11 protein-coding genes are annotated in these 17,307 nt (G+C 37.3%); 6 read left to right on the top strand and 5 right to left on the bottom strand.

Annotated features, from left to right (window positions below; translation table 11 throughout):
• Positions 1–39: 39 nt before the first annotated feature.
• From ACLMCG_RS14975 to ACLMCG_RS14965, 3 genes are read right to left on the bottom strand one after another with little or no spacing between them, the layout of a single operon-like run.
• Positions 40–2,469 (bottom strand): TonB-dependent receptor, encoded by a 2,430-nt coding sequence (locus tag ACLMCG_RS14975; protein ID WP_413960053.1) that lies wholly within the window; start codon positions 2,467–2,469, stop codon positions 40–42.
• Positions 2,470–2,491: 22 nt separating this feature from the next.
• Complete coding sequence (locus ACLMCG_RS14970) at positions 2,492–3,973, bottom strand: trehalase family glycosidase (protein ID WP_413960054.1); 1,482 nt, start codon at positions 3,971–3,973, stop codon at positions 2,492–2,494.
• Positions 3,974–3,975: 2 nt separating this feature from the next.
• Positions 3,976–5,205 (bottom strand): MFS transporter, encoded by a 1,230-nt coding sequence (locus ACLMCG_RS14965; RefSeq protein WP_413960055.1) that lies wholly within the window; start codon positions 5,203–5,205, stop codon positions 3,976–3,978.
• Between the two features lie 123 nt (positions 5,206–5,328).
• Between ACLMCG_RS14965 and ACLMCG_RS14960 the strand changes: the two genes are divergently transcribed.
• Positions 5,329–6,234, top strand: coding sequence for an AraC family transcriptional regulator (locus ACLMCG_RS14960; protein WP_413960056.1), 906 nt, complete (start codon positions 5,329–5,331; stop codon positions 6,232–6,234).
• A 910-nt stretch (positions 6,235–7,144) separates the two neighbouring features.
• Here ACLMCG_RS14960 and ACLMCG_RS14955 read toward each other — a convergent pair.
• Positions 7,145–7,699: a thioredoxin family protein gene (locus tag ACLMCG_RS14955; protein ID WP_149833491.1), complete on the bottom strand. Its 555-nt coding sequence runs from the start codon at positions 7,697–7,699 to the stop codon at positions 7,145–7,147.
• A gap of 299 nt (positions 7,700–7,998) precedes the next feature.
• On the opposite strand from ACLMCG_RS14955, the gene ACLMCG_RS14950 reads away from it, so the two are divergent.
• The 4 genes from ACLMCG_RS14950 (at position 7,999) to ACLMCG_RS14935 (ending at position 14,923) form a co-directional block, all read left to right on the top strand.
• On the top strand, positions 7,999–8,595 hold the full coding sequence (locus ACLMCG_RS14950; protein ID WP_034694942.1) for a TetR/AcrR family transcriptional regulator: 597 nt from the start codon (positions 7,999–8,001) through the stop codon (positions 8,593–8,595).
• Between the two features lie 365 nt (positions 8,596–8,960).
• Positions 8,961–10,121 carry an efflux RND transporter periplasmic adaptor subunit gene (locus tag ACLMCG_RS14945; protein ID WP_413960057.1) on the top strand — a complete coding sequence of 387 codons (1,161 nt, stop codon included), beginning with the start codon at positions 8,961–8,963 and terminating at the stop codon, positions 10,119–10,121.
• Positions 10,122–10,161: 40 nt separating this feature from the next.
• Positions 10,162–13,344, top strand: coding sequence for an efflux RND transporter permease subunit (locus tag ACLMCG_RS14940; RefSeq protein ID WP_413960058.1), 3,183 nt, complete (start codon positions 10,162–10,164; stop codon positions 13,342–13,344).
• Positions 13,345–13,510: 166 nt separating this feature from the next.
• Complete coding sequence (locus tag ACLMCG_RS14935; RefSeq protein ID WP_413960059.1) at positions 13,511–14,923, top strand: efflux transporter outer membrane subunit; 1,413 nt, start codon at positions 13,511–13,513, stop codon at positions 14,921–14,923.
• 259 nt (positions 14,924–15,182) lie between these two features.
• Here the strand turns inward: ACLMCG_RS14935 and miaA are convergent, their stop codons facing one another.
• Positions 15,183–16,103 (bottom strand): tRNA (adenosine(37)-N6)-dimethylallyltransferase MiaA, encoded by a 921-nt coding sequence (miaA, locus tag ACLMCG_RS14930; protein WP_413960060.1) that lies wholly within the window; start codon positions 16,101–16,103, stop codon positions 15,183–15,185.
• Between the two features lie 302 nt (positions 16,104–16,405).
• On the opposite strand from miaA, the gene ACLMCG_RS14925 reads away from it, so the two are divergent.
• The gene (locus ACLMCG_RS14925) at positions 16,406–17,263 is read left to right on the top strand and encodes a YicC family protein (protein WP_081983652.1); all 858 of its coding nucleotides are present in this window, start codon (positions 16,406–16,408) and stop codon (positions 17,261–17,263) included.
• Positions 17,264–17,307 lie beyond the last annotated feature (44 nt).

The raw sequence follows: 17,307 nt of genomic DNA, 5'->3' as shown, positions 1-17,307 counted from the left end.
AGAAATTCTGACGGTTTTGCTGTTATAAAGAAATAGAATTTAGAAATCCAAAGTGATTGAAGCTCTGGCTGCAGCTCCCATAATAGGTCTGGCCATAATGATTCCGTCTCCGTTTGGAGAACCTGCTCTTGGGTCACCTTCTGTGATTCCGATTGTATTAAAGATATTGGTTCCGTCCACGGCAAAACGTATTTTTCCTAGTTGGTAAGACATTCCTGCTCCAAATTCGGTGAATGAAGGTAATGTCTGCATATTCTTCTCATCCTGGAAACGTTTTCCATAGTAATTCATGCTTGCATATGCTCTCCATGATTTTGTAATATTGAATGCCGGTGAGATATTAAAGAAAAATTTAGGCATTCTTCTTACTACATTTCCTTCAAGAACGCTTCCGGCCTCAAGGTTTTTATATTTTGGACTCTGAATGGTCCCGTTGAATGTTACTTCTAAAGTATTGTTGAATAAACGGGCGAAACCTTCCAATTCAACTCCATAGTTTTCTGTATTGGCGAATGTATTTTCGGATGTACCATCAGAGAAAACATCTGTAAATGAAAGGTTCTTCAAGGTAGAATAGAACGGAATCACTGCTATATCAAAAGTACGCGAGTAATATTTATATCCTACTTCCAACTGATTGGTTGTTACAGATTTTAAAGGTTTATCAGGGTTCGGATTGGAGAAATAATTGTAATATGCTTCTTCATTCGGAGATCTGAAGCCGTTAGAAAAACGCGCATACACTGCATTCTCTCTGTTGATTTTATAATTAGCCGCAACCGTGAAAGATACTTTATCAACATTATAATTCCAGTATGTGTATTTGTTTCCTAAAACGCTCATATTATCATCAGCAGTTGTAGTATCGAAACCATGAGTCCCATCCGTTGTTAACCCTGAATTATTTAAATTGGAAGAGGTTGTATTGGCAAAATTTCCTTTATAATAATCATGGCTGTAGCGAAGGCCTCCATTTACACTTAAAGCATCGGTAATATTATAATCAAGGTTTACATAAAGATCATTCAAGCTTCCCTGAGTCTGAGTATCTCTCTGCAAAAATGTCATATTGGCAACTCCGTTATATGTTTTGGAATATCCAACATCTGAAGGGCTTAAAGAAGTATCTACCAGATTCAATAATTCCGGTCTGTCTGTAGCAGTAGTCAGGATATTACTCCAATTCCAGTATTGACGGGATTTCCAGTTGGATTTATAAAAACCTGCAGTAACATTTCCCTTATCAAATTTATAATTGAACTGAAGATCATTAACGAAGTTATTCATCTGCTTGTCAATGGCCCAGAATCCCAGTTTCTGTACATATTCAGGATTAACTACAGCTCCATTGCTCACCAATGAATACTGATAATTGTTGCCGGCAATTCCGTTACTTTTAGCATATTCTGCCATCGTTTGTGGACCTCCTGCAGGGAAAATCCCTGTATAATTCATGTTGATATTGGTGTATCTGGTCTTGTTTAAAACGCTGAAATTATTTCCAAGATCATATTTAAACTCAGCTCCCAGTACATCTACTTTCGGATGAATTCCGTCTTCAAGATTTCTGTTGAAAAATCCGCCTCCTGCCTGTGGGATATTCAGCTGGCTGATTGCTCTGTAACTATATGTTCCGTAATTAGGATCAAAATTCTGGAATCCTTTCAGCTTGTTACCGTTTTGTACTAAAGGGATAGGAAGGAAGAATGTATTTCTGTCATCCAGTTTTTTGTAATACACTTTTACGTAGCCTTTATCAAAGACGTATTTCAGATTCATCCTGATTTGTCCTCCATTATTAGCTTTGAAGCCTGTTTTTCTGATCCCGTCATCTGTCCTGTAAAAACCTCCTACATTAAAAAACAATTTATCCTGAACCAAAGCTCCACCCACATTCACGTCAGTACGCATCAATCCATATGTACTTGTCTCCAATTTTGCCGTACCTCTGAAATCATTGGTTCCTTCTCTGGTGATAAAGTTGATCAACCCGCCGGGAGAATTGGTTGCAAAAATGGATCCCGAGCCACCTCTTAAAGCTTCCATACGGTTTACCGAATTATCTACACGAAAAAAGTTATCCGCATTGGCAAACTGAAGGGCTCCGTCTTCAAAAACCGGAAGACCATCTTCCTGTACCTGCACAAACTCGTAAGCTCCTGCGGAAGGAATTCCTCTTGCAAAAAGGTTATTTCCTACTTCACCTCCTGAAGTTTCCACCGCAAATCCGGGAACTCTTTGCAATAAAGCAGCGGCACTAATGGGGTTCTGCTTCTGGATTTCTTTGGAACTGAATGTGGAAATCGCTGTACTGGATTCTATTTTTTTCTTCGGATTTGAATTTCCTGTGATGACAATCTGATCGATAGAGGAAATTTTTGCAGAATCCTGCGGAGTTTCCTGGGCATAAGCATTATTAAAATATAACGTAGCTGTTGCGGCGATTAAAAAGATTGATTTTTTTTTCATAGCCTTATTTTTATTGTTAGTTTCAGTTTTGTTGTAATTGTAAATACACTCCATTGGTCCAACCGAATCCATCCTGATTAGGGTATTCCCCACCGCCTGCTATTGTTTCTGTGTCTAATGCATTGTATTTTTCCATTAGTTTTCCGGTGTTTTTGTAGACTCTTTCTACATTGGAACACCAGTTATTTTTAATTTGTTCTGCCAGTTCATCAAAGCCATAATTTTTCATTGCTTTAAAGCCCAGCCACTGATAAGGAGCCCATGCATTGGGAAGATCCCACTGCTGTCCTGAGTTTTTAGTGGTGGTGACCAATCCACCTTTATAAAGAAATTTTTCAGCTATAGCTTTTGCAACCGCCTCTGCCTGTTCCTGATCTGCCATTCCCAGGAATAAAGGGTAAAGAGCAGCAATATGTTCAGACGGTGTTTTTGTGTTTTTTTTAGTGTGATAATCTTTATAATTGTTAGTATTTCCATCCCAGAAATATTTATGGATCATCTGTCTTCGGCTTGCTGCTCTTTCTGAAAAATAATTTTCTTTTTCACTCAGATTCTGATGCGCTGAAGATTTTGCCAAAGTCATTTCCAAATGCCATAAAAGGCAGTTCAGATCAACCTGTGCTAAGTTCAGCGTTTCTATCGTCTGTATATTTTCTCCGTCTGCAAACCATCTGCTGGAAAAATCCCAGCCTGATTCACAGGCGCTTCTTATATTTCTGTAAAATTCATCTCCCGAAGTTTTTTCATAATCCTCAATATCAATCAGATAACTTTCGGGACGTGGTGCATTTTCTGCATCGTAATAGCGGTTCAGAATATCTCCGTCTATTGTTTTAACCACTCTTTTTACACTGGAATTATTTTCCAGCCATTCTTCACCATTCATCCAGAAAGCATATTCTTTTTCTAAAGTATCATGGTATTTTGTATAAACTTCTTCGTCATGCGTTGTTTCAAAAAGAAGATCCAGCATTAATGAAAAATAAGGAGGCTGTGATCTGCTCAGAAAATGAGTTCTGCTGGCATTCGGGACAAATCCTACATTTTGAATCAGGTAAGAACAGTTTTCAATAATGTTTTCCATCATTTCTATTCTGCCGGAAACTTTTAATCCCAACATAATAAAATAGCTGTCCCAATAGAAAAACTCATTAAAACGACCTCCCGGAACAATATAAGGTTTTGGTAATTTTAAAAGGGTTCCCTTTTCTTTATCGGCTATACGCGTCAATTCATCCCATAATTTTTCAATATGTTCTTTGATAGGAAGATGATCTTCTCTCTGCACCGAAACTCTGGCCCCTAAAAAGTCAAAATGGGTCATCACAAAATCTTTCAGATCAAAACCTTCTGTATTTTTTGATTTTTCATAATCTTCATTAATCTTTGCAATAGGGAAAAGAGGAACTGCATCCGTCATCATTTTCTGATCTTCAAAAATTTCAGATCTCTGCACCTCATCAAACAGACTTTGAATTTCGTTTATGTAAAGCTGATTACTCATTGTTATTTTTTAGGATTAATTTTTAATTTATTCATGAAAACTGCCGAAGTGATCAGTAATGAAAGCGGAATCAAAGACAGATAAAATGCCTGCTGACCGCTGAACTCCTGAAACACAAAACCGGTAATGATAGAACCTATAGTTCCTCCGATTGCTGAGAAAACAACAATCAATCCTGACATGGCACTGTGTAAATATTTCGGGATAGATGCCAGAATCACAGAATTAATGCTTGGATAAATTGGGGCCAGCAAACCACCCATCAAAGGAAATAAATAAACTACCAAAGGAGCATTCAGCCAGCTTGTATTTGTATCAATATGAATATTGTGGGTCAATGGTAAAACTAACAGTAAGCTGATAGCAAAACCTATCACACAAAAAGAAACTACATAGATCCAGTTGAATTTCTTAGAGAAGAATCCCGACAAAAATCTTCCTAAAGCAAAAGCTCCTGCTAAAACAGCTCCCGCCTGAATACTCATTGAAGTAGGTACTTTTAAAATTTCCTTATAAAAAGTAGGCGTCCATGTTTGAAAGCTCTGCTCTACCAGTACAAAAAGGAAAGCGCATAATAAAAAGAACAGCACTTTTTTATAGCTGAATAAGCTTGCACTATTTCTTAAATCTCCCAATAAATCTGTTTTCTCACTTTTTGCTTCCTGCTCATTTAATTTTGAAAAGAACAGGAATAAAAAAGATAAAGTGGAAAGCCCTCCCAAAACCCAGTATACATTTAGCCAACGCGTAGATTCCGGATTATGATCATCAATATATAAACTGAACAATACATTTCCTGCAAGAACTCCAATCATGAAAAAACCTTCAAGAAATCCCATAAAGCTGGAATGTTCCTTGTCTGTTTCCGTTACCAATCCAATAGAAGTAAAAACCGAAATTTTAATTAAAGCAAAGGAAACTCCTACCGTAGCAAATAATAATTTAAAAACCCAAAAGCTATTGGTAAACGGCATTACAAAACACATACAGCTTACCAGCAATAAAGCAATCAACATTGATTTTTTAATTCCTATTTTGGGAAGAAATGAAGCCAGAATGAATGAACATATGGCAATGGGAAGATCTTTGAAACCTTCCAAAACACTGGCCGAAGACTTTGAAATCCCAAAATTCTGCTGTACCTGCAGGATCACTGTGCCTACAGAATTCAGAAGAATGGCAAAGACAAAATAATTTAAAAATAAAACGGCCTTGATGTTAATATTTTTCATTCAGGTTATTTCTTGTCGGCTAAGATAGAAGCATTTGTGTTAACGATAATTTAACACAGTAAATCAATATTTGAACTATATTAATATAATTAGTATTTTTAGTAATTAAATATGATTAATTAAATGAAAGTTACTTTTGAAAGGGTAATTCCTAATGAAAAGAGCTCGTTCCGCACGATTCATAACAACTCCCCTATTTCAGAATTCAAATGGGAGTATCATTACCATCCCGAAATTGAGCTGGTATGTGTCATTTCCGGGAACGGAACCCGCCACGTTGGCTATCATAAAAGTAATTATACGAATGGCGATCTGGTATTAATCGGGTCTAATATTCCTCATTCCGGATTTGGATTAAACTCGATTGATCCGCATGAAGAAATTGTACTTCAGTTCAAGGAAGAAATTCTGCAGTTTCCCCAACAGGAGGTAGAAGCCAGATCTATTAAAAACCTTCTGGAACTTTCAAAATATGGAATTCATTTTCATCATAAAGTAAAAAAAGTGATGCTTCCCAAATTGAAACTTATGCTGGAATCGGAAGGTTACAAAAGGTATTTGCTGCTGCTTGAGATTCTTTTTGAACTTTCAAAATGTGAAGATTATGATCTTCTGAACAAAGAAATCATGCCCTACACTATTATTTCTAAAAATAAAACCCGCCTTGAAAATATCTTCACGTATGTAGAACATCATTATGACAAGGAAATCGAAATTGAAGAAGTAGCAAAACTGGCCAATCTCACTTTGCCGGCTTTCTGTAATTTCTTTAAAAAAGCGACTCAGATTACGTTTACAGAGTTTGTCAATAGATATCGAATTAATAAGGCATGTCTGCTGATGGCACAGGACAGATCTATTTCGGAATGCAGCTACCAATGCGGTTTTAATAATGTAACATACTTTAATAGAATGTTTAAGAAATACACCGGGAAGACTCCTTCAGAGTTTATTAGGAATTATTCTCATAATAACGTGAATGTAGATTTGAAGGTTGAGAATGAGAGTAAAACCAAGGCAAGCTTTTAATAGAGAAACTACGCTGAGGTTCCTACGAGTGACAGAGTGAATGAATAGACAATGCTTTCGTATTTGTCATTCCGTAGGAATCCAGACTGATTTACGTAAATTTTGAAAAGGTTTACAATCAAAAAAGACAAGACATGCTATGCTGAGACTCCTACGGAGTAACAATTCGCGTGGTTACAATAAACGCTGTGTTTGTTCATTCCGTAGCAATCCAGACCGATTTACATAAATTTTGAAAGGTTTACAATCAAAAAAGACAAGACATGCTATGCTGAGACTCCTACGGAGTGACAATTCGCATGGTTACACTAAACGCTGTGTTTGTCCATTCCGTAGGAATCCAGACTTACTTATGGAAATTTTGCAGGCACTTACAATAAAAAGATCAGTTGTGCCGAGACTCCTACGGAGTGACAATTCGCATGGTTACACTAAACGCTGTGTTTGTCCATTCCGTAGGAATCCAGACTTGCTTATGGAAATTTTGCAGGCACTTACAATAAAAAGATCAGTTGTGCCGAGACTCCTACGGAGTGACAATTCGAATGGTTATACTAAACGTTGTATTTGTCCATTCCGTAGGAATCCAGACCGATTTACATAAATTTTGAAAAGGTTTACAATCAAAAAAGACAAGACATGCTATGCTGAGACTCCTACGGAGTGACAATTCGCATGGTTACACTAAACTCTGTGTTTGTCCATTCCGTAGGAATCCAGACTTACTTATGAAAATTTTGCAGGTACTTGCAATAAAAGATCAGTTGTGCCAAGACTCCTACGGAGTGACAAACTGTGTGAATAATAAATGAGCTATATTGTGATCAATAAAAAAGCCACTCTAAAAAGAGCAGCTCTATATTATTATAATGAGTAAAAACTAGTAACTAAATAACCAGCAAACCAGCAATTATTTCCATTTAATATTACATCCCATGCTTGGTCTTTGAATTTCTTCCTGAGCTTCTCCAGCCAAAAGATTTTCAAAAGCAATAATAAGATCTTCACCTGTAACATCTTTATTGTTTCCCGGTCTTGAATCATCCATCTGACCTCTGTACACAAGATCCAGCTTATCATCAAAGAAATAAAAATCCGGTGTACAAGCCGCATCGTAAGCTTTAGCTACTGCCTGACTTTCATCAAATAAATAAGGGAAATCAAAATTTCTTTCAATCTGAAATTCTATCATTTTCTCAGGAGAATCTGCCGGATATTTCTCAATATCATTAGCATTGATAGCGATAAATTCTATTCCTCGCTCGTTATAATCTTCATATAATTCGTTGATCTTATCAATCACATGAAGAACAAACGGACAGTGGTTGCACATAAAGATCACCAAAGTACCATTTTCTCCTTTCAGTTCCTCTAAAGACTGAAGTTCATTCGTTTTTGACGGGTTAGGAAGTTCAAAAAACGGTGCCTTTGTTCCTAATGCCAGCATATTTGATGGAGTATTCATATCCTTTTTTCTTTACCGGCAAAGATAGATATTTCTTTTATTAATTGAGCTGAGTTCTGAAACAGACATTTTATTTTTGTAGAGGAAGGAAGATATTTGCCTCTAAAAAATAGTTATAGTCAAATTCTATTAATAGTGTTTTTTTAACGCGAAACAACTTCCAGCTCCCATTCTTCAAGCTTCCAGCCTTTGATATATTTTTCTTTAAATAGCCGGCAAATCTATAAAACTCATAATATCCTTTGGAAGTTATATTAAAAAGTTTGTAGTTTTGCTAACGCTGTTAGTAAATAAATATCATGGGTCTACATGAACGCCGTCAACGAGAAAAAGAATCCATCCGTGCAAATATTTTGCAGGCTGCTTTTACTTTGGCTAAAACTGAAGGCTGGGGTTCACTTTCTATGCGTAAGATAGCTGATGCTATTGAGTATAGTGCACCTGTAGTATATGATTATTTTGAAAATAAAGAAGCTATTCTATTTGAAATTTCTTTAGATGGCTTTCATAAGCTACACATAGAATTATTAAAAGCTCAGCAGAAACATGACACTCCGGAAGAGCAGCTTGTTGCGATTGTGGATGCCTACTGGAACTTTGCTTTTAAAAACAAGGAATATTACCAGCTTATGTTTGGTCTTGGAATGCAATGCTGTGGAAAAGGGCAGATGAAAAAAGAATTCTCATCATTCCAGGAACTGATCTATGAATGTACCTATGAGATTATCAAGAAAAACGGATCCAATCCGGACAATGCCTGTCATATGTCTCACGCTCTGTTTTCTGCCGTTCACGGAATGATCTCTATCATGATGATGCGTACTGCTGATATTCCTTCCACAATGAACAAGACGACATTGGACGAAACTGTTTCGGCTTTTATTAAGTCTTTGTAAATTTTTTTTGAATTTAAAATTAACACCGTTAGGAAATTTAACACCGAATTAAGTTAAATTATTCAGTTTTTCCTGATTAAAAATGAAATCATTTATGGAGCAATTCATATCATTCAGTTGTTAAAAGTGATCATTTTTTGCTTATCAATTAACACTGTTAGTAAAATTAACACACCTTACACCATCATTATACACTTAAATACATTAAAAACAATTTTCAATTATGGAAACAATCGACTTTATCGGACATTAAAAATTCTGTAATTTTTTTTGAACTAATTATTAACACTGTTAGGAAAAAAAACAGCATTTATTAAAAAGACTTTTACTTAAATCTAACACTTCATTAAAAAAATTAAACCACAATGAAAATACCTGGAAAAACAAGGTTTATTGTACTTATTGCAAGTATAATTCTTTTACAGAGCTGTACCAAGGCTGCAGAAGGACCCAACGCCGCGCCGCCAGCTCCAGAACTTCCGGTTTATACCGTTCTTACATCACCCGCTACTACATATCAGGAATTCCCTACTGCCTTAGAAGGGAAAAACAATGTTGAAATAAGATCTCAGGTAGATGGCTATCTTGATAGAATCTATGTAGAGGAAGGATCTTACGTAAGAGCCGGACAGCCATTATTTAAAATAGACTCCAGAAGCTACGGAGAACAAATGAATATGGCACAAGCCAATCTACAGGCTGCTAATGCCAATATCCAAAAAGCAAGAGTAGAGGTAGACAGACTTCAGCCATTGGTTGCTGCAAAAGTAGTATCTGATGTACAACTTAAAACAGCTAAAGCCAATTATGAAGCTGCTGTTGCTGCTGCATCACAAGCCAAAGCTTCTGTAGGAAGCGCAAGAATCAATGTAGGATTTACAACCATTACCGCTCCTGTAAGTGGCTATATCGGAAGAATCCCTTACAAAAAAGGAAGTCTGATCTCAAGAACAGATGTAAATCCATTGACATTATTATCTGATATCAGTGAAATATATGCTTATTTCTCTTTAAGTGAACTGGACTTTATTGCTTTTCAGAATAAATATCCGGGCGCTACTTTGGAAGAAAAGCTGAAAAATATGCCAATGGTAGAATTGGTGATCGCTGACAACAGTACTTATCCTGAAAAAGGAAAACTGAGCATCGTAGACGGACAGTTTGATAAAACTACCGGAGCCATCAGTGTACGTGCCGTTTTCCCTAATGCCAACGGAGCTTTAAGAACCGGAAATACAGGAAGAGTGCGTATGCCGCAACTGATCTCAAATGCCGTAGTGATTCCACAGGAATCTACTTTCGAAATTCAGGATAAAACCTATGTATATGTAATGGGTAAAGACAAAAAGGTAACCGGAAGACCAATCAAAATATCAGGAAAAACGGATAGTTATTATTTCATTTCTGAAGGACTTGCACCTGGAGAAAAAATAGTTTACACAGGAATTGGAAACCTAAAAGACGGAGCTTCCATCAATCCAAAAAATATTTCTTCTGACAGCTTGCTAAAAGCAAAACCATTATAGTCCATCCCGAATACAGAAGACTAAAAAAAATAAACTTCTTATGTTAAAACAATTTATAGAAAGACCGGTCCTTTCAACGGTCATCTCCATAATACTCTTATTATTGGGAGCCCTGTCTCTCTTTAATTTACCGATTGCCCTCTTCCCGGACATCGCTCCACCGAGTGTACAGGTAACTGCATTCTATCCGGGAGCCAACGCGGAGGTTGTAGCACGTTCGGTTGCCACCCCTATTGAGGAAGCCGTAAACGGAGTTGAGAACATGACCTATATGACCTCAAACTCCAGTAACGACGGTACAATGACACTGAGTGTGTTCTTCAAACAAGGTGCTGACGCTGATAATGCAGCTGTAAACGTACAAAACCGTGTATCGAAAGCGATGAGCCAATTACCTCAGGAGGTAGTACAGGCCGGGATTTCAACACAGAAAGTACAGAACAGTATGATCATGTTCATGGGATTGACCAGTGAAAATGAAAAACAATATGACGAATTATTCCTTCAAAACTACCTGAAAATTAATGTTATTCCACAGATTCAGCGTATTCCGGGGGTAGCACAGGCTCAGGTATTCGGAACGAGGGATTACTCTATGAGAATCTGGCTGAAACCGGACAGACTGGCAGCTAACAACCTTTCTCCTCAGGAAGTTCTGGGAGCCATTAAAGACCACAACCTTGAAGCAGCTCCGGGCCGTTTAGGACAAGGAAGTAAGGAAACTTACGAATATATCCTAAAATACAAAGGAAAACTGAATAAGAATGAAGACTACGAAAACATCGCTATTAAAGCCAATAGTGACGGTTCTTTCTTACGATTAAAAGATGTAGCAAGAGTAGAATTCGGGTCTTATACTTATACTGCGACTAACAGAGTGGATGGGAAACCGGTTGCCGGATTTGCCATTCTACAGACTGCGGGTTCCAATGCGAATGAAATCCTGACTGAAATTGAAAGTCAGGTGAAAGTAATGGAAACTACTCTTCCAAAAGGAGTAAAGCCGATTATCATGTATAACTCTAAAGACTTCCTGGATGCCTCTATCCATCAGGTTGTTGAAACGTTAGTTATTGCTTTCATTCTGGTATTTATTGTAGTATATATTTTCCTTCAGGATTTCAGATCTACATTAATTCCTGCTATTGCAGTACCGGTTGCGATCATCGGAACATTCTTCTTCCTTCAGCTATTTGGCTTCAGTATCAACATGCTTACGTTGTTTGCATTGGTTCTGGCCATTGGTATTGTGGTGGATGATGCCATTGTAGTGGTAGAAGCCGTCCATTCCAAAATGGAACAGACAGGAATGCCTGTAGAACATGCTACTATGAACTCGATGAGTGAAATCTCAGGAGCCATCATTTCCATTACACTTGTAATGTGTGCGGTATTTATTCCGGTTGGTTTCATGCAGGGACCTGCAGGGGTTTTCTACAGACAGTTTGCATTTACATTAGCAATTGCGATTTTAATTTCAGCAGTGAATGCATTGACATTAAGTCCGGCATTGTGTGCAATGTTCTTAAATGATCCTCAGGGAGAACATGGAGAGCATGGCCATAAAACAGGTTTTGGAGCAAGATTCTTCAATGCATTTAATGCAAGCTTCAACAGCATGACCAGAAAATATATCTACAGCCTCAAGTTTTTAATTAAAAATAAATGGGTGGCTATAGGAGGTCTTGTTCTTATTACAGCAGCAAGTGTCTTTCTGATCAAAAAAGCACCGTCAGGATTTATTCCTACTGAAGACCAGGGATTCGTATTATATGCTGTGAATACTCCTCCGGGAAGTTCATTGGAAAGAACACACAGAGCGACAGCACAAATTGATAAAATCATCAACAGTGAGAAAGCCACCAATCACCTTTGGGTAGCCGATGGAATGAACTTTATCAGTAATGCCAATGCTTCTCCATATTCTGCAGGTTTCATTAAGCTTAAAGATTATGACAAACGTGGTGAAATGAAAGACCCGGATCAGATTGCAGGAACTTTAACAGGAAAGGTAAGCCAGGTGAAAGATGCCAATGCATTCTTCTTCAACTTCCCTACTGTTCAGGGATTCGGTAACGTTTCCGGATTTGAATTCATGCTTCAGGATAAAACGAATGGTTCTTTTGAACAATTGGGAACAACCACTCAGCAGTTCATTGGTGAATTGATGAAACGTCCTGAAATTGCTTTCGCATTCACTACTTATGCAGCAGGAAACCCTCAGTACACCATTGATGTAGATACTGACAAAGCCAACCAGCTGGGAGTTTCCGTAACGGAATTGATGCAGACGATGCAGATTTATTTCGGAAGTAGCTTTGTATCGGATTTCAACAGATTCGGGAAATACTACAGAGTAATGGCGCAGGCAGATATTCCTTACCGTACTGATATTAACTCTCTGGAAGGAATTTATGTTAAAAATAAATCAGGAGAAATGGTTCCTGCGAAAACATTAGTAACGTTAAAAAGATCTTTCGGACCTGAAACGGTAACAAGAAATAACCTTTTCAACGCTGTAACAATCAACGGAACACCAAAACCTGGATACAGTACCGGAGATGCCATCAAAGCGGTAGAAGAAGTGGCTCAGCAATCACTTCCAAGAGGATATGGATATGAATGGACAGGGATTACCCGTGAGGAAATCAAAACAAGCGGACAGACTGCATTCATTTTCTTCTTAAGTATTCTGTTTGTGTACTTCTTACTGGCAGCTCAGTATGAAAGTTATATCCTTCCTTTTGCTATTATTCTTACGATTCCAACAGGGATTTTCGGAGTATTTGCCTTCACAGGGTTAGCCGGAATCGATAATAACATTTACGTTCAGGTAGGATTGATCATGCTTGTCGGGCTATTGGCAAAAAATGCCATCCTTATCGTAGAGTTTGCCGTACAGAGAAGAAAAGCAGGAAAAACTTTGATTGAGTCTGCACTTCAGGCATCAAGATTACGTTTAAGACCGATCTTAATGACTTCTTTTGCCTTCATCGTGGGGATGCTTCCATTGGTATGGACGCAAGGCGCTTCTTCAAAAGGAAATCACTCTATCGGATACAGTACTGTAGGAGGAATGCTTACAGGAGTAATATTCGGGATTTTTATTATTCCGGTGATGTATGTGATCTTCCAGTATCTGCATGAAAAAATGCCAAGCAGAAAACAAAAAAGACTGAAGAAAAAACAAATGGAGGAAGAACTTTTAGCTTCAGCTCATTAATAAAAATGAATTACAAAAACTTAGAGAAAATTTTAAGACAAGGGATTCACTATTTTCCTGCTGTTCTTAATGGTTTAAAAAAGTCAGCTATTTTCTCCTACTAAAGACAATTTTGCATAAATCAAAACCTCTCTAAGTTTTGTATTCAATTAAAAGTTTAAAAACTATGAAACGAGTAAAAAATATTATTCTAACTTTTGCGCTGGCTATAGGCTCTGTATCATGTGTGTCCAAACTGGCATACACGGAGCCTGAACTGCCACTTCCGGAAAAGTTTCAGTATACTGCAACTGCCGATACTGCCAGCATAGCGAATCTGGAGTGGAAGCAGTTCTTCAGCGATCCTATTTTGCAGGGATTGATTGAAAAAGGAATCAAAAATAATTATGACCTTCAGATTGCCCTAAAGCAGGTTGCTGCTTCACAGGAAAAACTGAAACAGGCAAAATATATGCAATATCCGGATGTTGGTTTCGGAGTAAGCGGGCAAATTTCAAGACCTTCCAAAAACAGCATGAACGGGCAAAGCTTAAATTTATTTTTAGGATCAAGCCATGTTGAAGATTATAATGCAGCCTTCAACCTTTCATGGGAAGCTGACATCTGGGGAAAAATTAAAAACCAGCAGGAGGTTTCAAGAATGCAGTATCTGCAGACTTATGAAGGGTCAAAAGCCGTTCAGACCCAAGTAGTAGCAGCTATTGCACAGGGATATTATAACCTGTTGATGCTTGACAGACAATTAGCTATTGCAAAATCTAATCTGGAGTTAAGCAGCAATACCCTGATGATCACACAAAAAATGTGGGAAAGTGGTGATAACACCTCTTTAGGAGTACAGCAGGCCTCAGCACAGAAACAGGCAACAGAACTTCTGATTACTCAGCTGGAACAGAATATTGCCATTCAGGAAAATGCATTAAGTATTTTGGTGGGAGAACTGCCTAATAAGGTAAACAGAACAATTGAAATGTCTGATACTTCATTACCTCAGAACATTACTGCCGGACTTCCTGCAGCTATGGTAAGCAGAAGACCGGACGTTCGTCAGCAGGAACTTGTTTTACTGGAATCGAACGCTATTGTAGGAATTGCTCAGGCCAATATGTATCCTGCATTAAAGATTACAGCAAATGGAGGGGTAAATTCATTCAAGTTTGATAACTGGTTTCAGATTCCCGCTTCATTATTCGGGTCTGTTCTGGGAGGACTTACCCAGCCTATTTTTCAGAAAAGACAGTTGAAAACAGATCTTGAAGTAGCTAAAATTCAAAGAGAGAAAAATGTTCTGGCATTCCGTCAATCGGTATTAAATGCTGTAGGTGAGGTTTCAGATGCTTTGGTATCTAACGAAAACTTAAAAGCTCAGGAACAAAAAGCTACCGAGCAGGCAACTACCCTGAAAGATGGAATTAAAAGCGCACAGCTTCTTTACAAAGGAGGTTCAGCCAATTACCTGGAAGTGATTACAGCACAAGGGAATTCCCTACAGGCAGAGTTGAATCTGGCTTCCATTAAAAGACAGAGATTAAGCAGCATTGTAGATCTATACAGAGCGCTGGGCGGCGGTTGGAAGTAGTAAATTAAATTATATTTGTTTTAAGATGCGGTTCTTTTCAGAGCCGCATTTTTTTAGTATAAAAACGCCCTAATTAATTACCATCTGTACTGTCATTCTGAATGGAACAAAGTGGAATGAAGAATCTTTAAAAACAATCGATGAGATTCTTCCTTCGTCAGAATGACAAACTAAGCGCTTAGTTTTCCCACGCACGATGTCATTCCGTAGGAATCTATATTTTCAAAGCTTCTAAAGTCGTTTAATAATGTAAAAGTATTTACTTTTCAAACTCCTCCGCAATCCATTGAAGCAAATCTTCATACTCTTTTTCAGAATACCCCAACTGCAAATAATGAATATCATCCGCTTTCCTATACCACGTCAGCTGGCGTTTTGCATATCTTCGGCTGTTCTTTTTAATTTCTGAAACCGCGAAATCAAGATCCCACTCTCCATCAAAATATTGGAATAATTCTGCATAGCCCACGGTATTCAAAGCTGTCAAATCTTTGAATTGTTCAAGACCTTTTACCTCATCCAGCAAGCCGTTTTCCATCATTATATCCACTCTTCGGTTGATTCTGTCATACAGTTCTTCCCTTGGCGCTTCTATTCCGATTCTGATCACATTAAAATCTCTTGAATCCTGAGATACTGCAATCAATTCAGAATATTTTGTATCAGTCTGCCAGATCACATCAATAGCACGCAAAAGTCTTCTGTGATTGTGAATATCCACCACGTTGAAATATTCGGGATCGAGTTCCTGTAAAATTTCCTGAAGTTTTTCTATACCCTCCTCCTCCATCATCATCTGAAGTTTTTCCTGGTTTTCAGTATTGGCTTCAGGAAGATCATGCAGACCTTCTATCACTGCTTTTTCATACATCATACTTCCGCCAACAAGAATAACGGTGTCATGAGTTTCAAAAAGTTCATTGAGTTTTTGAAGCGCATCTTCTTCGTACTGGCCGATAGAATAATATTCTTCAACTGAAAGATTTCCGATAAAATGATGAGGTGCCCCGGCAAGTTCCTCTTCAGAAGGTGCGGCGGTTCCTATTTTCATTTCTTTAAAAAACTGGCGGGAATCACAGGAAATAATCTCCGTATTGAAATGTTGAGCCAAATCAATTGCCAGTCTCGTTTTACCAATTCCGGTGGGTCCTACTACAGAAATCAAATTTTTCTTTTTCACAGCGCTAATTTACGAAAATGAGTTTATTTGAATTTTTATTTTTAAATACAAATAAAGCTGCTGTTTATTTTGAACCATTAAGTTTTTTTAATGAAGAAGTTGAGAATATTAAGATGGGCTTCGCTATTTAGCATAACGCTTATCAAAATCTATGAGATTTTTTTCTTAATTAAACTTAAAAGCTTAAATGGTCTTAATGGTTCAAAATAAATTAAAAACAGAATAATATAAACTTTACGTTGAAGTTTCATGGTATTATATTATACACTTAAATGTTTATCTTTGTAGAACAATAAAAAACTATGATTTTATCAATGACCGGATTCGGTAGAGCCGAAGATGTTTTTGAAGGAAAAAAAATTACAATAGATATTAAATCATTGAACAGCAAGAGCTTTGATTTGAATATTAAAATTCCTTTACGTTATAAAGAAAAAGAATTTGAAATCAGAAAAATTCTTAACGATAGAATTATCCGTGGAAAAGTAGACTGCTACGTTAATATTGAGAACCTTGAAGAGTCCAATGATGTAAAAATTAATAAAAATTTAATTGAATCTTACATCAATGAGCTTAAAAACATAGCTTCTGACGGTCCCGATTTCGAATACCTTAAAATGGCGGTAAGACTTCCTGATGCCATCTCATCAAGACCTGATGAGCTTACAGAAGGTGAATGGGAATCACTGGCAAAAATTGTCAATAATGCTGTAGACAGATTTGAAGAATTCAGAAGAACCGAAGGCAGCATCCTGCATGAAGAATTAAACAGGAATATTCAGAATATTGACAAATATCTTGGAGAAGTAATTCCTTTTGAGGAAGAAAGAATTGTCAGCGTGAAAGAGCGTTATCAAAAATCTTTGAAAGAATTTGAAAATGTTGATGAAACGCGTTTCTACCAGGAAATGGCCTATTTCACTGAAAAACTTGATATCTCTGAAGAAAAGGTAAGACTTACCCAGCACCTGAAATATTATAAAGAAGTAATGGATAATGAATCTTTCAACGGAAAAAAACTGGGCTTTATTTCTCAGGAAATCGGAAGAGAGATCAATACATTAGGTTCTAAAGCCAATCATGCAGAAATCCAGAAACTGGTAGTAATGATGAAGGATGACCTGGAAAAAATTAAAGAACAGACGTTAAACGTATTGTAATGATAGGTACGGGTTACGAGATGCGTGATTATCATTCCCAACAA

The sequence above is a fragment of the Chryseobacterium sp. S90 genome, from assembly GCF_047444895.1.
Classification (GTDB): Bacteria; Bacteroidota; Bacteroidia; order Flavobacteriales; family Weeksellaceae; genus Chryseobacterium.
The sequence above is the reverse complement of the archived record's forward strand: the minus strand, read 5'-3'. Positions and strand labels throughout refer to the sequence as shown.